This window comes from Pseudomonas sp. 14A (genome assembly GCF_018132745.1).
Taxonomy (GTDB): domain Bacteria; phylum Pseudomonadota; class Gammaproteobacteria; order Pseudomonadales; family Pseudomonadaceae; genus Aquipseudomonas; species Aquipseudomonas mercuritolerans.
On record NZ_JAGRQJ010000010.1, the window covers coordinates 238,416 to 260,777 of the forward strand.

The window sequence follows — 22,362 nt, forward strand, 5'->3', positions numbered from 1 at the left end:
AGGCCTCAGTGGCACGGGAATGCGGCGCTGTGGCGGGTATCGTGAGCGGCGTTGTGCACCGCTTCGATGTGCGAGAAACCGGCGAACCAGACCAGACTGGCACCGAGGATCGAGGCGAAGAGGGCGGCGGCCACGCGTTGGCCCAAGGTGGTGCTGCTGGAAATGTGGTCAGTGTGGCTGACGGTATTGCTGGTGATCGACATAGCGCTTCCCTCTGAAATGTCAGCGGGTGAATAGAGCGCAGGAAAATCCCTGCGAGCCGGGCACGCAGGGATTTCGAACAGCGCCCGCCCACCGCGGGTTTGTTTGTGGTCAGCGACGCTTGCGCGCGCTGGGTGTTGCGGGCCGGTCTCCGGGCTTGCGAGGGGTTGGCTTGGCGCCGACCTGCAAGCGTCACCTTCCCATGCCGGGGCACAGTGGATCTGACGCTTCGCTCGCTTACCGTTGCGGGGGCAGCACCGGACTGACATGGCTTTGAGTAAAGCACATGATTCACCGGTTTCCCGTTTCACCCTGTGAAGGGCACCCGTAACAAGGTGGGCAGGAGAACATGGGTTTGGGTTTTTAGTCAATTTCCGGGCGTTTTTGGTGCTGCGGTGGGGGTGTTTTTCTGATGTTTTTGTGTGTATATCCGTTGCTGCGGGTGTTGCTGATTACGGTTTCGCCCTTACGGCGAGGCACTTTTTCCAAACGCCGAAAAAGTACCCAAAAAGGCTTGCTCCTGCGTTCGGCCCTCGCAGGCTCGGGTTCCTTCGCTGCGGGACTGATCCGGGCGCAGCGGCTACGGTTTGCTTCGCTGCACCTCCTTCCGCTGTGTTCGACTTCGTCGAACGGTCGCTGCGCTCCCACCCCCGGATCAATCCCTCCGCTCAGCCTTCCGACGTCGCCGGTGGATCAAGATCAAAAGCGGTACTCGAGCTTGCGCTCATTGTTGAGTGGTGAAAAGCGTGTGGTCTGCTTTGGATCTGTGTTGGATTCGCCCCTCACCCCAGCCCTCTCCCGAGGGAGAGGGAGCCGATTTGCGGGCTTTTCAGAATCTGCATTCGACTCGATATCGCAAGTCGGCGTATTTCGCCTGAACACCTCGGTCAGTCCCCTCTCCCTCCGGGAGAGGGCTAGGGTGAGGGGCTTTTGCTCTGGCTCTTGATCTTTTGCCCCTTCGGCAGGCTTCGTTACGGGATCGGTCCCGTAACGAAGGTACCCCGAGCCCCAGCGAGCGGGCCGTACGCCGGGGCAAAGCCTTTTGGTTCCTTTTTGCTGGGCCGGCACTCCGGCGTTTGAAAAAGGGACTCGCTGTAAGAGCGAAACCATAGGAAGCCGTTACCGCAGCAACGGATATACCCCCAGTTTCAGACTCACCGACCATTGACCCACGACGGACCCATGCGTAGCCTTGCGCTTTCGAGGTTCTTCGGCACTTGCCGAAGCTAAGAAGGGAACGCGGTCAAAGCCGCGGCTGCCCCCGCAACTGTGAACGGTGATGTTCGTTGCCACGCCACTGCCAGCTCAATCGATGAGCCAGCGGGAAGGCGCAATGAACGCCAGGCCCCGCGCCTGAACGCCGTCAGCCAGGAGACCTGCCTCGTCACAGATTCTCACTACAACCGGGCGGGGTGATCCGGTGGCGAATGCTTCCGGCGTGCACGCGCGCTGCCGGTTCTCGTCCCGTATGCCCGCCGCTTGCCAAAGGGCATACCGATGAAAACACTGGCCAAACTCCCCGTCACCATCGTCACCGGTTTCCTCGGTTCGGGCAAAACCACGCTGCTGCGGCACATGCTCGACAACGCTCAGGGCCGGCGCATCGCGGTGATCGTCAACGAGTTTGGCGAGCTCGGCATCGACGGTGAAATCCTCAAGCAATGCACCATCGGCTGCACCGAAGAAGAGGCCAGCGGCCGCGTTTATGAGCTGGCCAACGGCTGCCTGTGCTGCACGGTGCAGGAAGAATTCTTCCCGGTAATGCGCGAACTGGTTGCCCGTCGCGGCGATCTCGACCACATCCTTATTGAAACCTCGGGCCTGGCCCTGCCAAAACCGCTGGTGCAAGCCTTCCAGTGGCCGGAAATTCGCAGTGCCTGCACCGTTGATGCGGTGATCACCGTGGTCGACAGCCCGGCCGTCGCTGCTGGCACCTTCGCAGCGTTCCCGGATCAGGTCGACGCCCAGCGCAAACTCGATCCGAACCTTGATCACGAGTCGCCGCTGCACGAGTTGTTCGCCGATCAACTGGCCAGTGCTGATCTGGTCATCCTCAACAAAGCCGACCAGACCAGCGCGGAAGATCTGGCTCGCGTGCGCGCTGAAGTCGCCGAAGAGCTGCCGCCGGCAGTCAAAATCATCGAAGCCAGCAACGGTCGTCTGCCGCTTGACGTGTTGATCGGCCTCGGTGCCGGCTCCGAAGAGCATATCGACAGCCGCCACAGTCACCACGATCATCACCACGACGGTGATGACGACGATCACGATCACGACGCCTTCGATTCGATCTCCATCGAACTTCCGCAAGCCGACGAAAGCCTGCTGCTCGACGCGCTGACGCAATTGGTGGTGCAGCACGGCATCCTGCGGGTCAAAGGTTTCGCGGCGATTCCGAACAAGCCGATGCGCCTGTTGATCCAGGGCGTGGGCACGCGTTTCGACAAGCATTTCGACCGTCAGTGGGGCGCCGAAGAAGCGCGCGTCACGCGTCTGGTGCTGATCGGTCAGGAACTCGATGCCACACAACTTGAAGCGCAATTGCGCGCTGCGCTCAGCGTTTAAGCCATGCACCTGCTCCGGACCCAGCCCGGCGGATTCGTCTCGGACGACAACATTGCCGACCTCGGACAAACCCCCGCCGAGCTGGTGATCCTGTGCAGCGGCGATTCCAGCCTGGCGCTGCTCGCCGAGGCTGCGCAGCAATTGCCGGATGACTACCCGAGCCTGCGCCTGGCCAATCCGATGCAGGTGCAGAATCATGCCTCGGTCGATCTGTATGTCGACGAAGTGCTGCGCCACGCCAAGGTCATTCTGATCTCCCTGCATGGCGGCATTGCCTATTGGCGCTACGGCGTCGAGCGGCTGGTGGAGTTGTCGGAGCGCGGCGTGCAACTGATTCTGGTGCCCGGCGATGACCGCCCGGACCCCGAGCTCAGCGACTTGAGCACGGTCAGCGCCGAAGCACGCGATCGACTCTGGCAATTCCTGCGTCAGGGCGGCATGGGCAATGCACTGGATTTCTTCCGTTGCCTGGGCAACCAATGGTTCGCCCGCGATTACCCGTGGAGCGAGCCGCAAACCCTGCCGCGCACGGCGATTTATCACCCACAGAAAAACAGCGCCGCCCTGAGTGACTGGCAGGCCGAATGGCTGCCCGATCAACCCGTGGCGGCGCTGTTGTTTTATCGCTCGCATTTGCAGGCGGCGAACACAGCGTTCATCGATGTGTTCTGCCAGCGTTTGCAGGCAGCCGGACTCAATCCGCTGCCGATCGCGGTGGCCAGTCTGAAAGAGCCCGGTTGTCTGTCGGTGGTCGAGGACTGGCTGGATGAAGTCGAGGCGGGGGTGATTCTCAACACCACCGGTTTTGCCCAATCGAGTCCCGAGGCGCCGCATCTGCGCCCGTTTCGCCGCAACATCCCGGTGATTCAAGCGATCTGCGCACAGGACAACGAACCCGGCTGGCGCGACAGCGAACAGGGTCTCGGGCCGCGTGATCTGGCGATGCACATTGCTTTGCCGGAGCTTGACGGGCGCATCATCAGCCGGCCGATCAGCTTCAAGGATCTGGCCTGGCGCAGCGAGCGCAGCCAGTCCGATGTGGTCTGCTACCGCGCCCAGCCCGAACGCATGGATTTCGTCGCCGAACTGGCGCGGCGCTGGGTAGCTTTGGCACGCGTGCCGAACGGCGAAAAACGCATCGCGCTGATCCTCGCCAACTACCCGACCCGCGACGGCCGCATCGGCAATGGCGTCGGCCTCGATACGCCGGCGGCGGCGCTGAATATCCTCCGCGCATTGCGTGCCGAAGGTTATCCGATCACGGCCGAGTTGCCCGACAGCGGCACCGAACTGATCCAGCAACTGCTCGGCGGTGTCAGCAACGACCTCGACAGTCTCGACTTGCGCCCGTGCCAGCAGAGCCTGGCGATGGACGATTACCTGGCAATGTTCAATGCGTTGCCGGAAGCGAATCGCGCCGCGGTACTCGAGCGTTGGGGATCGCCACACAACGATCCGATGTGTCGCGACGGTCGCTTGATGATCGCCGGTCTGCGTTTCGGTCTGACCTTTGTCGGCATCCAGCCCGCCCGCGGTTATCAGGTCGATCCGAGCGCGGTGTACCACGACCCGGATCTGGTTCCGCCGCACGGTTATCTAGCGTTCTATTTCTGGTTGCGCAACACCTACGGCGCTCACGGCGTGATCCACGTCGGCAAGCATGGCAATCTCGAATGGTTGCCGGGCAAAGGCGTCGGCCTTTCGGAGAATTGCTGGCCGGACGCGCTGCTCGGGCCGCTGCCGAATATCTATCCGTTTATCGTCAACGATCCGGGCGAGGGCGCTCAGGCCAAACGCCGCACGCAAGCGGTGATCATCGACCACCTAATGCCGCCACTGACCCGCGCCGAAACCTACGGACCGCTGCGCAATCTGGAGTTGCTGGCCGACGAGTATTACGAGGCGCAACTGCTCGATCCGCGCCGTGCCCGCGAGTTGCAGCGCGACATTCTGCAACTGGTGCGGGACACGCAGATCGACAGGGAACTGCAACTGGACGCAGCGCTGGACAGCGATGCCGATGCGGCGATCTGGTTGCCGCGTCTGGACACTTATCTGTGCGATCTGAAGGAATCGCAGATTCGCGATGGATTGCACATCTTTGGCGAATCGCCGAGCGGGCGCTTGCGTATCGACACCTTGCTGGCGTTGCTGCGCATCCCGCGCGGTGACGGCAAGGGCGCGCAGTCGAGTCTGTTGCGAGCACTGGCCAAAGCGTTTGCTCTCGGTTTTGATCCGCTGGATTGCGCCTTGGCCGATCCGTGGAGCGGCCTGCGTCCGACCGAGTTGCAGGCCATCAGCGAAGAAGTCTGGCGCACCGCCGGCGACACCCGCGAACGCCTCGAATTGTTTGCCGCAGACCTGATCTCCCAAGCACTGAATGTCCCCTGTGGGAGCGAGCCTGCTCGCGAAAGCGGTGTGTCAGTAAAAGAACAGTTGTCTGACCCGACGCCTTCGCGAGCAGGCTCGCTCCCACAAGGGTCAGGGTGGGCCGAGGTTGATTCGATACTCGAGCATCTGCGCGAAGTCGTCGCCCCACGCCTCGACGCTTGTGGCCCGGCCGAAATGCGCGGTCTGCTTGACGCCCTCAGCGGTCGCTTCGTCCCCGCCGGCCCCAGCGGTGCTCCGAGCCGTGGTCGTCTCGATGTGTTGCCCACCGGTCGTAATTTCTATTCGGTGGACGTTCGCAACCTGCCGACCACCACCGCGTGGCGCATCGGATTCCAGTCGGCAACGCTGATTCTCGAACGACACTTGCAGGATCACGGCGATCACTTGCGCCAGCTCGGCCTGTCGGTCTGGGGCACCGCAACCATGCGCACCGGCGGCGACGACATCGCCCAGGCCATGGCGCTGATGGGCGTGCGTCCGGTCTGGGCCACGGGCAGTCAGCGTGTGGATGATTTCGAGATTCTGCCGCTGAGTCTGCTCGATCGTCCAAGAGTCGACGTGACGCTGCGCGTTTCGGGGTTTTTCCGTGATGCGTTTGCCAATCTCATCCGCCTGTTCGACGCCGCCGTGCAAGCGGTGGCCGCGCTGGACGAGCCGGACGACTTGAACCCATTGGCCGCCAAGGTGCGCGCCGAACGCCAGGCGCTGTTGCAGTCGGGCGTCGATGAAGATACCGCGCGGCGTCAGGCCGGGTGGCGCATCTTCGGCGCGAAACCGGGGGCGTATGGCGCCGGAGTGCAAGGCGCGATTGACGGGCGTTTGTGGCAGACCCGCGAAGACCTCGCCGAGGTTTACCTGAACTGGGGCGCCTACGCTTACGGCGGCGCCGACGAGGGCACGGCTGCCCGCGAGCAGTTCAGCCAGCGCCTGAGCCAGGTACAGGCAGTTCTGCAAAACCAGGACAACCGCGAGCATGACTTGCTCGATTCCAACGATTACTACCAGTTCCAGGGCGGCATGCTCGCTGCGGTGGAGACGCTGCGCGGCGAAGCGGCGGCCAGTTATCACTGCGATCACAGCCAGCCGGATCTGCCGAAGATTCGTACTTTGAAGGAAGAGCTCAATCGCGTGGTGCGCTCGCGCGCGGCGAATCCGAAGTGGATCGACGGCATCAAGCGTCACGGCTACAAAGGCGCGTTCGAACTGGCGGCGACGGTTGATAATCTGTTCGCCTTCGATGCGACTACGCAGTTGATTGATGACCATCAGTACGCGTTGCTGGCGGAGGCATATTTGCTCGATCCGGCGACCCGGGATTTTGTTCGTGAACATAATCCCCACGCGTTGCGCGACATGACCGAACGCATGCTCGAAGCGCAGCAGCGCGGGATGTGGCAGGAGCCTGGGGCTTATAAAGAGGCGCTGGAGAATTTGCTATTGGATATCGAGGAAGATATGTAGCCGCTAAAAAGCTGCCCTCACCCCGGCCCTCTCCCGGAGGGAGAGGGAGCCGATCTCTAGCGCTGTCGAAATTTGCGTCGACCCGATGCATCACGTCGACAGAACTCGAGAGGCCATCACGGTCTGTTCCCTCTCCCTCTGGGAGAGGGCTAGGGTGAGGGCAACAACTGACACACCACAACGTCATGACCATCCACGACCACGAAAGAGAAACCCATGACCGACACCCCGCATTTCCCACTCTCCGCCGTGGTCGGCGCCAATGACCTGAAGCTAGCCCTGTGCCTGACCGCCATTGACCCGAAAATCGGCGGCGTACTCATCGAAGGTCCGCGCGGCATGGCCAAGTCGACGCTGGCGAGGGGCCTGGCGGATCTGCTCGCCAGCGGCCAGTTTGTCACTTTGCCGTTGGGCGCTACCGAAGAGCGGCTGGTGGGCACCCTCGACCTCGACGCTGCCCTGAGCGACGGTCGCGCGCAGTTTTCGCCCGGCGTGCTGGCCAAGGCTGACGGTGGCGTTCTGTACGTCGACGAGGTCAATCTGCTGCCCGATCACTTGGTCGACCTGCTGCTCGATGTCGCCGCCAGCGGTACCAATCTGATCGAGCGTGACGGCATTTCCCATCGGCATTCGGCCAAATTCGTCCTGATCGGCACCATGAACCCGGAAGAGGGCGAGCTGCGGCCGCAACTGCTTGACCGCTTCGGCTTGAACGTTGCTCTCAGCGGCCACACCGCGCCCGCCGAACGCGGACAGATCATTCGCCGGCGGCTGGATTTCGACAGCGATCCACAAGGGTTTTGCGCGCAGTGGGCGAGCGAGCAACACATCCTGCGTTCGCGCTGTGAAAGCGCCCGCGAGCGTTTGGCAGCCATCCCACTGGATGACGCGGCATTGGCGTTGATTACCGAGCGTTGTTTCGCTGCTGGCGTCGATGGCTTGCGTGCCGATCTGGTGTGGTTGCGCGCAGCTCGCGCCCATGCCGCGTGGCGTGGCGCGGATGCGATTGCTGATGAGGATATCGACGCGGTGGCCGAATTTGCCCTGCGCCATCGCCGTCGCGAGCAGCCCTTGGCCGGCGCGGAGCCACAAGCGCAATCTCCGTCAGGCGCAGACAGCAAGCCCAGCGAAGGGCAGGGCCAGTGGGGCGAAATGCCGGCGACGGCGCAAGCCACCGGTGCCCGCCGCGAAGTTCCGAGCTGGCCGCCACTGGCAAAAAAGCCCTAGGCATTCGCCCCCGATCCGACGCGGGGGCGAATGCCAGACCCCGTGCCGGACAACTCGATAATGGCCGCCAGGGCCAGCGGCACGTAGCCAGCAGCGGATCGGTGAACTGGCCGGGCACGCTGCTCAATGGCCGCCCCCAGCGCCGCGCCGATCTGCTGTTTCAACAGCGCACCCGCTCGCCCCATGAAGTCTGGCTGGTGATCGTCGACGCGTCGGCTTCGACCCGTCGCCATCAGGCCTTGAGCGACGCCAAGGGCCTGCTCGCGCAGTTGTTCGACGATGCTTACCACCAGCGGGCGCGGCTGGCCTTGCTGACGGCCAGCGGTGCTGCGCCGCAATGGCAGGTGCAAGGCTTGAAGGCCTCTAGCGGTCTGCGTGTCTGGCTCGACAGTCTGGGCGCCGCTGGCGGAACACCGTTGCTCGCGGCACTGGAGCAGGCGCAGCAATGGCTGACGCTGCGACGCAAGCGCTTTTCTGCCGAACAGCAACGCTGCCTGATCGTGACCGATGGTCGCGTGAAAGAACTGTCGGCGTTGCCAGTGCTGGCGTGTCCGGGATTGCTGATCGACATTGAGCGCGGGCCGATTCGACTGGGCCGGGCGAAGGATCTGGCGACCGCGCTGCAAGCGCAGTATCAGCATATCGATGAGCTGGGTCTGCGCTGAAATCCGCCGCGCCGCTCAAACCTTGTGGGAGCGAGCCTGCTGGCGAAGGCTTCTTCAGCAACGCTGAAAGTCTGCGATCAAGGTCATTTATACAGATTTTGAAATGATTTACCGCTGTGGAGCAGGCCAGCCGACCCTGTACGCTCCAAGGCCATTTTTCATTCAGGATTTACATGAACACCCTCTCGGAGCCTCCCAGTCAGCACTCTCCAGCGCAACGTTGCGCGGTCTTGATTCTTTCGCAGCACCCCGTCTTCCGACTCCCGACTATGGTTGATAACGCGGCTCTTGAGCCTCCGCGTTGCACTTCGCCGTGTCTGGCCGCCTGAATTCACTGAAGAGAGATCGAGACGTTTTATGGAATGGTTAGCGGATCCCACGGCCTGGTTAGGCCTGTTGACTCTGATCGTGCTGGAACTGGTACTGGGTATTGACAACCTGGTGTTCATCGCAATTCTTGCCGACAAACTGCCGCCGCATCAGCGTGATCGCGCGCGGATCATCGGTCTGTCCCTGGCGCTGATCATGCGCCTGGGCCTGTTGGCGAGCATTTCCTGGCTGGTTACGCTCACGCAGCCGTTGTTCGAGGTGTTCGACAAGAGCTTCTCCGGCCGCGACCTGATCATGCTGTTCGGTGGCGTGTTCCTGTTGTTCAAGGCGACGATGGAGTTGCATGAGCGCCTCGAAGGCCACGTCGGCGAGCGCTCGACCAACACGACCTACGCATTGTTCTGGCCAATCGTGGCGCAGATTGTGGTGCTCGACGCGGTGTTCTCCCTCGACGCGGTGATTACCGCCGTGGGCATGGTCGATGAACTGGCGGTGATGATGATCGCCGTGATCATTTCCATCGGCCTGATGATCGTTGCCAGCAAGCCGCTGACCCGCTTCGTCAACGCGCATCCGACCGTGATCATGCTGTGTCTGGGCTTCCTGATGATGATCGGTTTTGCCCTGACCGCAGAAGGTCTGGGCTTCCATATCCCGAAAGGTTACCTGTACGCGGCTATCGGTTTCTCGATCCTCATCGAAGTCTTCAACCAGATCGCCCGGGCTCGGCGCAAGCGTTCGATGCAGGGCGTGCGCCCGATGCGCGAGCGCACAGCCCATGCGGTGATGCGTCTGCTCGGTGGGCGCAAGCTGGCGGTGGAGGAGGTCGGCGAGGAAATCTCCGACCTGCTGGACAACGGTGAAGCGCCGGTGGCCGAGCTGTTCGACCGTCGTGAACGGGTGATGATCAGCGGTGTGCTGCAACTGGCGGAGCGGCCGATTCGCAACCTGATGACGGTGCGCGCCGACGTTGACCTGATTGATCTTGCCGATGATGCCGAAACCATTCGCACCAAGCTGATGCATTCGTCGTACTCGCGCTTGCCGTTGATTCGCGATGGCGCGGTGGATGAGCCGCTGGGCTTCGTACACAAGAAGGAATTGCTCAAGGAGTATCTGGCCGGCAACGAGCCGAACCTGGAGCATCTGGCACGCAAGACCGTCAATCTGCTCGACAGTTACTCGATCCTCAATGCCCTGGAGCAGATGCGCGCGGCATCGACGCACATTGCCTTCGTGGTCAATGAGTTCGGCGATTTTGTCGGCGTGCTGACCATGACCGACATCCTCGAATCGATCGCCGGTGAGTTGCCCGATGCCAGTGAAATCGAAGGCCCTGATGTGGTCGAAGAGCGCGGCGGGTTTCTGGTCAGCGGCGCGCTGCCCTTGGCTCGTGTACGCCAGCGTACCGGCTTCGATGCCGAGCCGACCGAGGATTATCAGACCATGGCCGGGTTGGTCATGAGTCTGCTGGATCGGTTGCCGATGACCGGTGATCGGCTGGAATACGAGGGCTGGCAATTGACCGTCAAAGCGGTTGAAGAGCGACGGGTGACGCGGGTGTTGCTGGAGCGTGAGGTGGCTTGAGCATTCGCGGAATGGCGCAGCGGTCGCTGCGCTTGTTACTGATGAAAAGTGAAGCGGTCCTTGCCCGTATGCTTTGATTCGTACAACGCCGCATCCGCCTTGATCAGCGCCTGATTCAACGAGTCACCCTCAGCCACCCGGGTAATGCCGATGCTGATGGTGACCGGGTGCTGGGTGGGCTGTTCACGCACTGACTGGCACAGTTGCGTGGCAAGGCTTTCAACATCCTCGCGCCGCACTCCCGCCAGATAGATCGCGAACTCCTCACCGCCCATACGCGCGTAGTCAAACGCAACCATCACTGCCTTGATATCGGCCGCGACGCGAATGAGCACCTCATCACCGATGTCATGCCCGTAGGTATCGTTGACCTTCTTGAAGTTGTCGATGTCGATCATCATCAGGTAATGATCGCGCTCGCGCGGGCTTGCCAGCAGCCGTTGCCCTGCGTGGGTCATGAACGAGCGCCGGTTGGGAATCTGCGTCAGCGGGTCGTTATAGGCCTGCTCCAGCAGTAACCGCGACATCAGGTAGTTGTTCAGCTTGGCCTCACGGAACTTCAAAAAGGTGTACACCGTGAGTGCGCAGAGGAACACGCTGTAGCAGGCAGTCAGGACGCCGCGCAGTTCAGTGATTTCGGTAGTGGTGGCGAGAAACGGGTTGAGGATCACCCAGATCACAACTTGTACCGCAAAGAACGCCCAGCGCCGCAGCGGCAGTACCGACACGCTGTACAACATGCTCGCTGCTGCCAGCACCAGCCACAAGCTGTGCGAAGCAGGCGCGAGGCCGTCGACGATCATTCGCACACCGACGGTCAATCCCAGAACCAGAAGCAAGGTGAGCACATCGAAATGACTGGCTCTGCGAGTGAAGCCGAGCACCACCGTCAACAGCGCGAAACCAGCGAGAAACGCCATCGAGCGCCACGTGAAACCCTGGCCGCCGAGAAAACTGACGATCAGATCAAACAGTAGCCACATGAAAATGCTGACCACATAGATCAACAGGCTGAACGGTTTGAGCCGTTCGAATTCGCGCTGGAGAAACTCTTCCCTCAACTTGTCAGACGCGGTTTCCTTCAACGCTTGCGCTTCAATGGTTTCGAACATGCTTATCCCGCTGTCTGCGCCGATCCTGGCAACCACCCGAACCGGCGGGCGGCGCGCAATGTGTTCGCTCAACAGCAAAGCAGGCAGACCGCGGGTTGTCCAATCCCGGTCGGGTTCAGCGCAGAAGCCGGTGGCGCGAACGCGAGACCGTGCGCAATGAACTGAGCGTCCGCCTCAGCCATGCCAGATCATGGTGATGTTTGCGTGGCGCTGCGGGCGCCTTCGTTCTGCCGACATGCCGGGCCATATCCTTCGCCAGGGTTTCCTCGGTGCCGATACCTTTGAGCTTTTTCAGCAGCCTGCCGTTTTTATAGAACAGCACTGTTGGCGTGCCCGTGACGTTCGGGTGCTTGGGCGATTGGCTGGTGTTGAGCATATAGATGTTGGCGCGCAGTCGGTAAGGCTCGGCAATCTGCCGAAAGATCGGCCCGGCCCATTCGCACGCAGGGCAGTGTTCATTGGCGAAATACAGAATGACCGGACGCCAGGTTTTCAGGGCTTTGCGGTAAACCGGGTCCAGCGCGGAAGTTGTGTTTGTAGCGTTCATCGAAGGATCCTTTTCAACGAGCGGGTAGGCACCTTGACGTTAAAGGAGCAGGGGTGTCGCGGTCTACTGTCAGAAATTACAGGTGGGGTGCGTAAACACGAGAAGTGCTGTCGTGACGGTGATAGCCGTCGGGAAACGGCAGGGTGGGGATGTCTACAGGCAGGCGCTAAAGCGCTGATACCGGGTCTTGTTCAACTGTCACCCTGATTCGCACCACAACGGCGCGATCTGACCCAAGTTGGGAACGCATTTCCCCTTTAATGGCTGTGTCAGCTATTTTCTTCGTTCTAGTTCGGGCCAAACCCTTTGGTCCACGAACCATATCTTGTTGATTCCAATAGCATTCAAAGCAGTTACAGATTTCGCGAGATTCCTGTGGCACACTTTCTGCTGTCTATTCCGTAGTAACAAACCGTGTTCCGGTATAGCGGAATAAACACAATTATGGAGTGCTTGCCATGCATCGCCGTCCTTCGTTGTTCAAAGCGTGTGTTTTTGTTCTTGCGGCTTCTTCCTCGGTCATGGGCCTGGCCCAGGCTGCCGACAGCAAGCTCGACAGTGTTCTCGCCCGTGGCAAGTTGATCGTGGGCACCGGCAGCACCAATGCGCCGTGGCACTTTCAGGGCGCGGACGGCAAGTTGCAGGGTTTTGATATCGACATCGCCAGGATCGTGGCCAAAGGGCTGTTCAACGACCCGAGCAAGGTCGAGTTCGTGGTGCAGTCGTCCGATGCGCGGATTCCCAATCTGCTGACCGACAAGGTCGACATGAGCTGCCAGTTCATCACCGTCACCGCCAGCCGCGCACAGCAAGTCGCGTTCACCCTGCCGTACTACCGCGAAGGTGTTGGCCTGCTGTTGCCGAACAACAGCAAGTACAAGGAAATCGAAGACCTGCAGGCGGCGGGCGATGACGTCACCGTTGCGGTGCTGCAGAACGTCTACGCGGAAGAACTGGTGCATCAGGCATTGCCCAAGGCCAAGGTCGATCAGTACGACAGCGTTGACCTGATGTACCAGGCGGTGAACTCCGGTCGCGCCGATGCCGCCGCTACCGATCAGTCGTCGGTCAAATACCTGATGGTGCAGAACCCGGGCCGCTACCGCAGCCCAAGCTACGCCTGGAGCCCGCAGACTTACGCCTGCGCCGTCAAACGTGGCGATCAGGATTGGCTGAACTTCGTCAACACCGCGCTGCATGAAGCCATGACCGGGGTTGAATTCCCGACCTATGCCGCTTCGTTCAAACAATGGTTCGGTGTAGATCTGCCGTCGCCCGCGATCGGTTTCCCAGTCGAATTCAAATGATCCCGTGAGAGTGGGGCGATGACCGTCGCCCCGCTCAAGGTACTGCTGACCATGAACTATCAGTTGAACTTTGCCGCCGTATGGCGCGATTTCGACACCTTGCTGGCGGGGCTCGGTCTGGGCTTGCAGCTGGCGCTGGTGTCGATCGCCATCGGCTGCGTGATCGGCCTGCTGATGGCGTTTGCCTTGCTGTCGAAGCATCGCGCCTTGCGGGTGCTGGCCTCGGTGTACGTCACGGTAGTGCGCAACACGCCAATTCTGGTTTTGATTCTGTTGATCTACTTTGCACTGCCGAGTCTCGGGATTCGTCTGGACAAGATCCCGTCGTTCATCATCACCCTGTCGCTGTATGCCGGCGCGTACCTGACCGAAGTGTTCCGTGGCGGCTTGTTGAGCATTCCCAAAGGCCAGCGCGAAGCCGGGCTGGCAATCGGTCTCGGTGAATGGCAGGTCAAGGCTTACGTCACCGTGCCGGTGATGCTGCGCAACGTGCTGCCGGCGTTGTCGAACAACTTCATTTCGCTGTTCAAGGACACCTCACTGGCGGCCGCGATTGCGGTGCCGGAGCTGACCTATTACGCGCGCAAGATCAACGTCGAAAGCTACCGGGTGATTGAAACCTGGCTGGTGACCACGGCGTTGTATGTCGCGGCCTGTTACCTCATTGCCATGCTGCTGCGTTATCTCGAGCAGCGTCTGGCGATCCGCCGATAGGAGGCTGCGATGTACCAATCTCCCAGTTGGTTACATGAATTGTGGGTCGCGCGCGAGCCGTTGTGGCAGGGCTTTCTGACCAGTGTGCAGGTTTCGGCACTGGCCATTGTCCTGGGCACCATGCTCGGCGTGGTTGCCGGTCTGGTGCTGACTTACGGCAGATTCTGGATGCGCGCGCCGTTTCGTCTGTACGTCGATCTGATTCGCGGCACGCCAGTGTTTGTATTGGTGCTGGCCTGCTTTTATATGGCGCCGGCGCTCGGTTGGCAGATCAGCGCGTTTCAGGCCGGCGCCCTGGGCCTGACGCTGTTTTGCGGCTCGCACGTTGCCGAGATCGTCCGTGGCGCGCTGCAAGCCTTGCCGCGCGGGCAGATGGAGGCGGGGAAAGCCATCGGCCTGACGTTCTACCAATCCCTCGGCTACGTCCTGTTGCCTCAGGCATTGCGGCAGATCCTGCCGACCTGGGTCAACTCGTCCACCGAGATCGTCAAGGCTTCGACCTTGCTTTCGGTGATAGGCGTCGCCGAATTGCTGCTCAGCACGCAACAGGTCATCGCCCGGAACTTCATGACCCTGGAGTTCTACCTGTTCGCCGGTTTTCTGTTCTTCGTCATCAACTACGGCATCGAATTACTCGGCCGGCACATTGAAAAGCGGGTGGCCCTGCCATGACTCAAGCTCAAGTTGCTTCACAGAATCAGGCATTGCTGGACATTCGCGGCCTGCACAAACAGTACGGCGCGGTGGAAGTGCTCAAGGGTGTCGACCTGAGCATGCAGCGCGGCAACGTCGTCACGCTGATCGGCTCCAGCGGTTCGGGCAAAACCACGCTGCTGCGTTGCGTGAACATGCTTGAAGAGTTTCAGGGCGGGCAGATCCTGCTCGACGGCGAGTCCATCGGCTACGACGAGGTCAACGGTAAACGTGTGCGCCATGCGGAAAAGGTTATTGCCCGCCATCGTGCGATGACCGGCATGGCCTTCCAGCAATTCAACCTGTTCCCGCACCTGACCGCTTTGCAGAACGTCACCTTGGGCCTGCTCAAGGTGAAAAAGATGCACAAGGATGAAGCCGTAGTGCTTGCGGAAAAATGGCTGGAGCGCGTCGGCCTGTTGGAGCGGCGCAATCACTTTCCCGGCCAGTTGTCCGGCGGTCAGCAACAGCGCGTGGCGATTGCCCGGGCCATTGCGATGAACCCGAGTTTGATGCTCTTCGACGAAGTCACCTCGGCCCTCGACCCGGAGCTGGTCGGCGAGGTGCTCAACGTGATCAAGGGCCTGGCCGAGGACGGCATGACCATGTTGCTGGTGACCCACGAAATGCGTTTCGCTTTCGAGGTCTCGGACAAGATCGTTTTCATGAATCAAGGGCGGATCGAAGAGCAGGGACCTCCCAAGGAACTGTTCGAACGCCCGCAATCGCCGCGTCTGGCGGAATTTCTCAAGAGCACGCGGTTTTGAATCTGTACTTTTGCAATCAGGAGAAACACCCATGAGCATTACGCGTTACGGCACCGGCAGCACCGCCGCCGGCGGCCAGCCTCGTCCATTCGCCCGCGCAGTTGAAGCGGATGGCTGGCTGCATGTGTCCGGCCAGGTTCCGGCGGTGGATGGCGAGATCATCGTTGGCGGCATCGTCGAACAGACCCACCAGACCATGAAGAACCTGATCGCCATTCTCGAAGAGGCTGGTTATGGCCTAGAGGATGTGGTCCGCGCTGGCGTCTGGCTGGACGATCCACGGGATTTCAGCAGTTTCAACAAGGTCTTCGCCGAGTATTTCAAACCCGAACACGCCCCGGCGCGCGCCTGTGTGCAGGCGAGCATGATGGTTGATTGCAAGGTTGAGATCGACTGCATTGCCTACAAGAAGATCTGAGTGAAGCTTTCCCCTCACCCTAGCCCTCTCCCGGAGGGAGAGGGAACTGATCTTTATCGATGCAGAGTCAGCGTTTATCAGTGATTTATGCATTGACACGATCAGGCTCCCTCTCCCTTTGGGAGAGGGCGGGGGGTGAGGGCAGCAATGTCACTGACATGGCATCAAGGGCCAGTTACCATCCGGCGACTTTGAATGGAAACCACTGACATGACCGAAGACACCATCAAGCGCCGGGCACGCGGTCTGGACCGGGCGTTCGATATCCTCGATTTTCTCAAGGAAATCGGCCAGCCCCTGCGCCCCAATGACATTGCCAACGGCATCGGCAGTCCGAAATCGACGGTCTACGAACTGGTCGCGTCCTTGCTGGAGCGACGGATTCTGGAGCCGGTGGGCAAGGATGGCCACGTCTACCTTGGCCGCCAGTTGTACTTCCTTGGTCAGGCGCATCTGCGGCATTTCGACCTCAGCCGCGAGGCCGATCACGCTTTGCAGGAGATCGTCAGCCAGACCCGTGAAACTGCGCAGATGTGCCTGCTCAACGGGCGCAAATACACCGTGGCGTTGATGAAAGAAGGCGAGCGGCATTTCCGCATCTCGTCCGACATCGGCGAAAACGCGCCGATCCCGTGGACGGCTTCCGGGCGTCTGCTTCTCGCGCATTTGAGCGATCAACAAATCATCGATCTGATCGACGAGGATGACTACATCCTGCCCGACGGCGAACGCCTGCCGCTGGAACGCTTTCTGGCGGAGATTCGTCAGGCCGGCAGCGATGGTTTCTTCTCCTTCGACAGCGTCGCCGACACCTTCACCCATTGCTTCGCCGCGCCGGTCAAAGACCCGCAAGGCGTGGCCATTTGTACCCTGTGCATCGTCGCCCCTCGGGCCGATGCGAAAAACAATTACAACGACTATCGCCGGGTATTGATCGAGAGCGCCAACAGCCTCGCCCGGCGGATCAACGAATAACCGCGGCTGCCTGCGGCCGCGACTGTGAGGATTGGATCATGACCACTGCCATCAACTCTGCCGTAGAAAAAGGCGACGCCGCCATCGGCGCGCAACTGACCCGCGACGTCAGCCTGCCGGCGCTGGTGCTGCACCGCGAGGCGCTGGAGCACAACATTCGCTGGATGCAGAAATTCGTCAGCGACAGCGGCGCCGAACTGGCGCCTCACGGCAAAACCAGCATGACTCCGGCATTGTTCAAGCGCCAGCTCGACGCCGGCGCTTGGGGAATCACCCTCGCCAGCGCCGCCCAGACCCGCGCCGCTTATGCCCACGGCGTGCGCCGGGTATTGATGGCCAACCAGTTGGTCGGCACGCCGAACATGGCGTTGATTGCCGATCTGCTCGCCGATCCGACGTTCGATTTCTATTGCATGGTCGATCACCCGGACAACGTCGCCGACCTTGGGGCTTACTTCGCTTCGCGGGGAGTGAAGCTCAACGTGATGATCGAATACGGCGTGATTGGCGGCCGTTGCGGTTGCCGCAGCGAGCAGGAAGTCATCGAGCTGGCCAAGGCCATCGATGCGCAACCGGCGCTGGCCCTGACCGGCATCGAAGGTTACGAAGGCGTGATTCATGGCGATCATGCGGTCAGTGGCATTCGTGAGTTCGCCGCGTCGCTGGTGCGCCTGGCGGTGCAGTTGCAGGACAGCGGCGCCTTTGCCATCGCCAAACCGATCATCACTGCGTCGGGTTCGGCCTGGTATGACCTGATCGCCGAATCCTTCGAAACCCAGAACGCCGCTGGCCGTTTCCTCAGTGTGTTGCGCCCGGGCAGTTACGTGGCGCACGACCATGGCATCTACAAAGAGGCGCAGTGCTGCGTGCTCGACCGTCGCAGCGACCTGCACGAAGGCCTGCGCCCGGCGCTGGAAGTCTGGGCCCACGTGCAGTCGCTGCCGGAACCGGGTTTTGCGGTGATCGCCCTGGGCAAGCGCGACGTCGCCTTCGATGCCGGTTTGCCGGTGCCGTTGTTGCGCTACAAGGCCGGCGTGGTGCCGGCGGCGGGGGATGATATCGGTGCGTGCAAGGTCACAGCGGTGATGGATCAGCACGCGTTCATGACCGTAGCGCCGGGTGTCGAGTTGCGGGTCGGCGACATCATTTCCTTTGGTACGTCGCATCCATGTCTGACGTTTGACAAGTGGCGGGTAGGGTTACTGGTGGATGAGCAGTTGGCGGTCATCGAGACCATGGAGACTTGTTTCTAAGGCTTGAGATTGCGTTGCGGCGGCTATTCGCGAGCAGGCTCGCTCCCACAAGATCAATGCGTTCCATTGTGGGAGCGAGCCTGCTCGCGAAGACGCCCGCTTAGCCACCACCGAACCCCCAGAGATCCCGCCCAATGAAAATCCTCCGCAACACCCCGCGCATCGCCCTGATCGGCGAGTGCATGATCGAACTGCAGCAACGCGCCGACGGCAGTCTGCAGCAAAGCTTCGGTGGCGACACCCTCAATACGGCGGTGTATCTGTCCCGTGCGCTGGACGACAAGGCGCAAGTCGACTACGTCACCGCGCTGGGCGATGACAGTTTCAGTGACGCCATGTGCCAGATCTGGCGCAGCGAAGGCATCGGCCTCGATCTGGTGCAGCGTTTGCCCGGTCGGCTGCCCGGTTTGTATTGCATCCAGACCGACGCCCACGGCGAGCGGCGTTTCCTGTACTGGCGCAACGAAGCGGCGGTGCGCGATTGCTTCACCACCCCTGCGGCAGAGCCGATCCTCGCGGCCCTGCCGGATTACGACGTGTTGTATTTCAGCGGCATCACCCTCGCGGTACTCGGCATGCAAGGCCGCGCCCGGTTGATCAAGACGTTGAGCGAAGCCCGACAACGCGATGCGCGCATTGTGTTCGACAACAACTACCGCCCACGCCTGTGGGCGTCGGTGGACGAGGCGCGAGCGGCGTATCGCAGCGTCTTGCCTTATGTTGATCTGGCGTTGCTGACCGTGGATGACGAACAGGCGCTGTTCGGTTTCGGCGATTGCGCCGAGGTTTTTGCGACGTATGCGCAGATTGGCACGCCAGAAGTGGTGCTCAAGCGTGGCGCCGAGGCGTGTCTGATTCGTTGCGACGGTGAGGCGTTTGAAGTGCCGGCGCAAAAGGTCGACAAGGTTGTCGACACCACGGCGGCAGGGGATTCGTTCAGCGCGGCGTACCTGGCCAGGCGCCTGCTCGGCGGCAGTCCGGCAGAGGCCGCGCAAGCAGGACATGAATTGGCCAGTCGGGTGATTCAAGTGCCCGGAGCGCTGATACCCCGAACTTGAAATGCATTCCCCTGTAGGAGCTGACGAGTGCAACGAGGCTGCGATCTTTTGATCTTGATCCGAAAATGCAGAGTCAAAAGATCGCAGCCTCGTTGCACTCGTCAGCTCCTACGCAGAAGCAGCAATCAATCCCGATAAAACACCTGCACCAGGTGATACCCAAACTTGCTCTTGATCGGCCCATGCACGGTACGCAGCGGTTTCTTGAAAATCACCGCATCAATCGCGCCGACCATCTGCCCCGGGCGTACTTCGCCCAGATCGCCACCGCGTTTGCCGGACGGGCAGGTGGAAAATTTCTTCGCCAGCACATCGAACGCTTCGCCCTTGGCAATGCGCTGTTTGAGTTGTTCGGCCTCTTCGGCGGTTTTCACCAGAATGTGGCGGGCTTGGGCTTTCATCGTGCAATACCTGATAACGGGGTGACGGCGGGGCGCGCGATTATGCCTCAAGTCACAGGGTCGGGTTGCTCAACTTGCGGATCTTGCTCGCCAGCACTTCAAGGACAAAGGGCTTGGCGACCATGTCCATGCCTTCTTCAAGGAAGCCCTGGCGCTCGGCAGCAATCTGCGCGTAACCGGTCATGAACAGCACTTTAAGCCCCGGACGATGCTGGCGAGCAATCTCCGCCAACTGGCGTCCGTTCATGCCCGGCAGGCCGACATCGGTAACCAGCAGATCGACGCGTTGCACGGACTCGAGCACGGGCAGGGCGGTCTTGGCGTTTTCCGCTTCGAAGGTTGTGTAGCCCAGTTCCTTGAGCAGATCGAGCACCAGCATGCGCACTGCCGGATCATCCTCGACCACAATCGCGGTCTCGCCTGAAGATGAAGCGGCAATCGGTTCGGCTTTCTCCACAGACGAGGATTCGGGCGTCGGCTCAAGCAAGCGCGGCAAGTACAGACGTACGCAAGTACCTTGCCCCGGCACACTGTCGAGGCTGACATGACCGCCGGACTGCTGGGCGAAACCGTAGATCATCGACAGCCCGAGCCCGGTACCCTGGCCGATCGGTTTGGTGGTGAAAAACGGGTCGAACGCCTTGGAGCGGATTGACGGAGTCATGCCGGTGCCGTTATCGCTGACCGCGAGCATCACGTATTCGCCGGCCTTCACCGGCTCAAGAATGGTGATGTCGCTGCTGTCGAGATACACGTTCGCGGTCTGGATCAGCAACGTGCCGCCTTCGGGCATCGCATCGCGGGCATTGATCACCAGATTGAGCAAGGCATTTTCCAGTTGGCTGACGTCCGTACTCACCGGCCACAAGTCTTCCGGCAAGCGCAGATGCAGCTCGATGGCATCGCCCTTGGTGCGGCGGATCAGGTCTTCCAGTGAATGCACCAGTTCGTTGACGTGCAGTTGCTTGCGGTCCAGCGACTGACGCCGCGAAAACGCCAGCAAGCGATGGGTCAGCGCCGCCGCGCGATTGGCCGATGACACGGCCGCCTCGGTGAAACGGCCGATCTCGTCGGCGCGACCATTGGCAATGTAGCGCTGCATCAAGTCCAGGCTGCCGATAATGCCGGTGAGCATGTTGTTGAAGTCATGGGCGATGCCGCCGGTAAGCTGGCCGACGGCTTCCATCTTCTGCGCGTGGCGCAAGGCATCTTCGGCGCGCTCGCGTTCGAACATTTCGTTCTGCAAGCGCTCGTTGGCCTGAGCCAGTTGCTCGGTGCGCGCGCTGACCCGCTCTTCAAGCGTCTCATTGAGATTGCGCAGGGCTTCTTCGGTTTTCTTGCGCTCGGTTTCGTCGATGACAAAGATGTAGAAGCCGTTGACCGCACCGTCCGCGCCATGCCGGGGCAGATAGTTCATCAGCGCATGACGGGTACTGCCATCGCGGTGCGGCGTGTAGAAACTGAAGGAACAGGAGCGTCCGGCCAGCGCTTCGGCGATATAAGGCGCGCGCAGGAAGTAGGCCTCTTCGCCGATGACTTCGCGGATCGTGCGCCCATACAGCTCCTGCGGCGTCAGGCCGTACCAGTCGAGATAGGCTGCGTTGTTCAGGCGGAAACGTTCCTCGGCGTCGACGTAGCTGATCAGGATCGGCATGGCGTTGATGATCAGTTGAAGTTCGGTCTGGCTCTGACGCAACGCCTGTTCGGTGTGTTTGCGTTCAGTCAGATCCAGCGCTGCGCCGAGGAAACGCATCGGCCGACCATGATGGTCCTTGTAGCAACGCCCTCGCGCGAAGATCCAGCGCAGCGTGCCGTCGGCCTGCAACAAGCGATATTCTTCAGCGTACTCGGTGCCGTGGGTGATGCAGTGCTTGATGCCGCGCGCAACCATGGCGCGGTCTTCGGGATGCACGCCGTGCAGGTAGTCGCTGATCGGCAACTGCCCGGCCCTGGCCGGATCCACGCCGTGCAACTCGGCAAAATGCGCATCGGCGATGAAACGGTCTTCGCCAATGTCCCAATCCCAGGTGCCGACGGCGTCGGTGGCGGCGAGGGCCAGTTGCAGACGCTCCTCGGACTGGCGCTGGGCCTTGAGGCTTTCTTCGGAGCGACGCTGCAATTCCAGGGCAATGCGTCGGCGCTCGTTGGTTTCGATGGCGGTGATCAGAATCCCGGCCACCTGTGCGGTTTCATCGCGAATCGGGCTGTAGGTCAGATCCAGCCAGAAATCGGTTTTTTTGCCGTCGCGTTGCACGCTGAACCGCTGCTCGCTGAAGCTGCGCACCTGACCCTGCAGCACCGCCTGGTAAATCGGCTCGGAAAAGTCTCGTACTTCCGGCCAGACCTCATGCGTCGGTTGCCCGAACGCTTCGGGATGCTTGCTGCCAGCGAGCAGGGCGAAACCATTGTTGTAGATCTGCGTGAGTTGCGGGCCCCATAACAGCAGCATCGGCATCGGCGAATGAATCACGATGTCCACCGCTGTGCGCAGGCTCTGCGGCCAGGTGCCGGCAGCGCCCAGCGGGCTGCGGCTCCAGTCGGTGCGGGCAATCAGGGCCTGGGCGTCGTCAACGGCGGATACAGCGTTCATTACTTCAATCCTGAGCGTGGTTCGGTGAGACGGGGTCTATCATTGTTGCAGGAGCCGCGCCAAGCGTAGGCCAAATCTGCTCATTCAATGCTTCGCGGGTGCT

18 protein-coding genes and 2 riboswitches are annotated in these 22,362 nt (G+C 61.0%); of the genes, 13 read left to right on the forward strand and 5 right to left on the reverse strand.

Annotation, left to right across the window (positions count from 1 at the left end; all coding sequences use genetic code 11):
* Window positions 1-5: 5 nt before the first annotated feature.
* Window positions 6-203 carry a CbtB domain-containing protein gene (locus tag PS14A_RS11200; RefSeq protein WP_137213437.1) on the reverse strand — a complete coding sequence of 66 codons (198 nt, stop codon included), beginning with the start codon at window positions 201-203 and terminating at the stop codon, window positions 6-8.
* A gap of 122 nt (window positions 204-325) precedes the next feature.
* Window positions 326-545, reverse strand: a riboswitch (cobalamin riboswitch).
* An 842-nt stretch (window positions 546-1,387) separates the two neighbouring features.
* Window positions 1,388-1,600: riboswitch (cobalamin riboswitch) on the forward strand.
* 98 nt (window positions 1,601-1,698) lie between these two features.
* On the opposite strand from PS14A_RS11200, the gene cobW reads away from it, so the two are divergent.
* The 5 genes from cobW (at window position 1,699) to PS14A_RS11225 (ending at window position 10,424) form a co-directional block, all read left to right on the forward strand.
* On the forward strand, window positions 1,699-2,763 hold the full coding sequence (gene cobW, locus PS14A_RS11205) for a cobalamin biosynthesis protein CobW (RefSeq protein WP_249121250.1): 1,065 nt from the start codon (window positions 1,699-1,701) through the stop codon (window positions 2,761-2,763).
* Window positions 2,764-2,766: 3 nt separating this feature from the next.
* Window positions 2,767-6,615 (forward strand): cobaltochelatase subunit CobN, encoded by a 3,849-nt coding sequence (gene cobN / locus PS14A_RS11210; RefSeq protein ID WP_212616182.1) that lies wholly within the window; start codon window positions 2,767-2,769, stop codon window positions 6,613-6,615.
* A gap of 216 nt (window positions 6,616-6,831) precedes the next feature.
* Window positions 6,832-7,842, forward strand: a complete 1,011-nt coding sequence (locus PS14A_RS11215) for an AAA family ATPase (protein WP_212616183.1) — start codon at window positions 6,832-6,834, stop codon at window positions 7,840-7,842.
* On the forward strand, window positions 7,815-8,507 hold the full coding sequence (locus PS14A_RS11220) for a VWA domain-containing protein (RefSeq protein WP_249121272.1): 693 nt from the start codon (window positions 7,815-7,817) through the stop codon (window positions 8,505-8,507). The genes PS14A_RS11215 and PS14A_RS11220 overlap by 28 nt, the downstream gene beginning before the upstream one ends.
* Before the next feature lie 357 nt (window positions 8,508-8,864).
* On the forward strand, window positions 8,865-10,424 hold the full coding sequence (locus PS14A_RS11225; protein WP_130911296.1) for a TerC family protein: 1,560 nt from the start codon (window positions 8,865-8,867) through the stop codon (window positions 10,422-10,424).
* A 35-nt stretch (window positions 10,425-10,459) separates the two neighbouring features.
* On the opposite strand, the gene PS14A_RS11230 is transcribed toward PS14A_RS11225, so the two are convergent.
* Together PS14A_RS11230 and PS14A_RS11235 are read right to left on the reverse strand one after the other, a co-directional pair.
* Window positions 10,460-11,536 (reverse strand): GGDEF domain-containing protein, encoded by a 1,077-nt coding sequence (locus PS14A_RS11230; protein ID WP_212616185.1) that lies wholly within the window; start codon window positions 11,534-11,536, stop codon window positions 10,460-10,462.
* A 115-nt stretch (window positions 11,537-11,651) separates the two neighbouring features.
* Window positions 11,652-12,083, reverse strand: coding sequence for a thioredoxin family protein (locus PS14A_RS11235; protein ID WP_137213441.1), 432 nt, complete (start codon window positions 12,081-12,083; stop codon window positions 11,652-11,654).
* A gap of 458 nt (window positions 12,084-12,541) precedes the next feature.
* On the opposite strand from PS14A_RS11235, the gene PS14A_RS11240 reads away from it, so the two are divergent.
* The 8 genes from PS14A_RS11240 to PS14A_RS11275 all read left to right on the forward strand — a co-directional run bounded on the left by PS14A_RS11240 (window position 12,542) and on the right by PS14A_RS11275 (window position 19,268).
* Window positions 12,542-13,390 carry a transporter substrate-binding domain-containing protein gene (locus tag PS14A_RS11240; protein ID WP_016774493.1) on the forward strand — a complete coding sequence of 283 codons (849 nt, stop codon included), beginning with the start codon at window positions 12,542-12,544 and terminating at the stop codon, window positions 13,388-13,390.
* A gap of 51 nt (window positions 13,391-13,441) precedes the next feature.
* On the forward strand, window positions 13,442-14,104 hold the full coding sequence (locus tag PS14A_RS11245) for an amino acid ABC transporter permease (protein ID WP_024012746.1): 663 nt from the start codon (window positions 13,442-13,444) through the stop codon (window positions 14,102-14,104).
* 9 nt (window positions 14,105-14,113) lie between these two features.
* On the forward strand, window positions 14,114-14,776 hold the full coding sequence (locus PS14A_RS11250) for an amino acid ABC transporter permease (RefSeq protein WP_212616186.1): 663 nt from the start codon (window positions 14,114-14,116) through the stop codon (window positions 14,774-14,776).
* Complete coding sequence (locus PS14A_RS11255; protein WP_130911292.1) at window positions 14,773-15,564, forward strand: amino acid ABC transporter ATP-binding protein; 792 nt, start codon at window positions 14,773-14,775, stop codon at window positions 15,562-15,564. Before PS14A_RS11250 ends, PS14A_RS11255 begins: the two co-directional genes overlap by 4 nt.
* 31 nt (window positions 15,565-15,595) lie before the next feature.
* On the forward strand, window positions 15,596-15,982 hold the full coding sequence (locus PS14A_RS11260) for a RidA family protein (protein ID WP_130911291.1): 387 nt from the start codon (window positions 15,596-15,598) through the stop codon (window positions 15,980-15,982).
* A 210-nt stretch (window positions 15,983-16,192) separates the two neighbouring features.
* A complete protein-coding gene (locus PS14A_RS11265) occupies window positions 16,193-16,957 on the forward strand; it encodes an IclR family transcriptional regulator (RefSeq protein WP_110646502.1) in 765 nt (254 codons plus the stop codon).
* Between the two features lie 38 nt (window positions 16,958-16,995).
* Window positions 16,996-18,210: an amino acid deaminase gene (locus PS14A_RS11270; protein WP_212616187.1), complete on the forward strand. Its 1,215-nt coding sequence runs from the start codon at window positions 16,996-16,998 to the stop codon at window positions 18,208-18,210.
* A 134-nt stretch (window positions 18,211-18,344) separates the two neighbouring features.
* Complete coding sequence (locus PS14A_RS11275) at window positions 18,345-19,268, forward strand: sugar kinase (RefSeq protein WP_212616188.1); 924 nt, start codon at window positions 18,345-18,347, stop codon at window positions 19,266-19,268.
* A 125-nt stretch (window positions 19,269-19,393) separates the two neighbouring features.
* On the opposite strand, the gene PS14A_RS11280 is transcribed toward PS14A_RS11275, so the two are convergent.
* Together PS14A_RS11280 and PS14A_RS11285 are read right to left on the reverse strand one after the other, a co-directional pair.
* Window positions 19,394-19,669, reverse strand: a complete 276-nt coding sequence (locus PS14A_RS11280) for a peptidylprolyl isomerase (protein WP_007912322.1) — start codon at window positions 19,667-19,669, stop codon at window positions 19,394-19,396.
* A 52-nt stretch (window positions 19,670-19,721) separates the two neighbouring features.
* Window positions 19,722-22,259 (reverse strand): PAS domain-containing protein, encoded by a 2,538-nt coding sequence (locus PS14A_RS11285; RefSeq protein WP_212616189.1) that lies wholly within the window; start codon window positions 22,257-22,259, stop codon window positions 19,722-19,724.
* Window positions 22,260-22,362: the final 103 nt, after the last annotated feature.

Coding starts and splice junctions, on each gene's coding strand:
- PS14A_RS11260 (WP_130911291.1), top strand. CDS start 15,596: ATGAGCATTACGCGTTACGGCACCGGCAGCACCGCCGCCGGCGGCCAG.
- PS14A_RS11215 (WP_212616183.1), top strand. CDS start 6,832: ATGACCGACACCCCGCATTTCCCACTCTCCGCCGTGGTCGGCGCCAAT.
- PS14A_RS11240 (WP_016774493.1), top strand. CDS start 12,542: ATGCATCGCCGTCCTTCGTTGTTCAAAGCGTGTGTTTTTGTTCTTGCG.
- PS14A_RS11200 (WP_137213437.1), bottom strand. CDS start 203: ATGTCGATCACCAGCAATACCGTCAGCCACACTGACCACATTTCCAGC.
- PS14A_RS11230 (WP_212616185.1), bottom strand. CDS start 11,536: ATGTTCGAAACCATTGAAGCGCAAGCGTTGAAGGAAACCGCGTCTGAC.
- cobN (WP_212616182.1), top strand. CDS start 2,767: ATGCACCTGCTCCGGACCCAGCCCGGCGGATTCGTCTCGGACGACAAC.
- PS14A_RS11245 (WP_024012746.1), top strand. CDS start 13,442: ATGAACTATCAGTTGAACTTTGCCGCCGTATGGCGCGATTTCGACACC.
- PS14A_RS11265 (WP_110646502.1), top strand. CDS start 16,193: ATGACCGAAGACACCATCAAGCGCCGGGCACGCGGTCTGGACCGGGCG.
- PS14A_RS11235 (WP_137213441.1), bottom strand. CDS start 12,083: ATGAACGCTACAAACACAACTTCCGCGCTGGACCCGGTTTACCGCAAA.
- PS14A_RS11280 (WP_007912322.1), bottom strand. CDS start 19,669: ATGAAAGCCCAAGCCCGCCACATTCTGGTGAAAACCGCCGAAGAGGCC.
- PS14A_RS11255 (WP_130911292.1), top strand. CDS start 14,773: ATGACTCAAGCTCAAGTTGCTTCACAGAATCAGGCATTGCTGGACATT.
- PS14A_RS11225 (WP_130911296.1), top strand. CDS start 8,865: ATGGAATGGTTAGCGGATCCCACGGCCTGGTTAGGCCTGTTGACTCTG.
- PS14A_RS11250 (WP_212616186.1), top strand. CDS start 14,114: ATGTACCAATCTCCCAGTTGGTTACATGAATTGTGGGTCGCGCGCGAG.
- PS14A_RS11270 (WP_212616187.1), top strand. CDS start 16,996: ATGACCACTGCCATCAACTCTGCCGTAGAAAAAGGCGACGCCGCCATC.
- PS14A_RS11285 (WP_212616189.1), bottom strand. CDS start 22,259: ATGAACGCTGTATCCGCCGTTGACGACGCCCAGGCCCTGATTGCCCGC.
- cobW (WP_249121250.1), top strand. CDS start 1,699: ATGAAAACACTGGCCAAACTCCCCGTCACCATCGTCACCGGTTTCCTC.
- PS14A_RS11275 (WP_212616188.1), top strand. CDS start 18,345: ATGAAAATCCTCCGCAACACCCCGCGCATCGCCCTGATCGGCGAGTGC.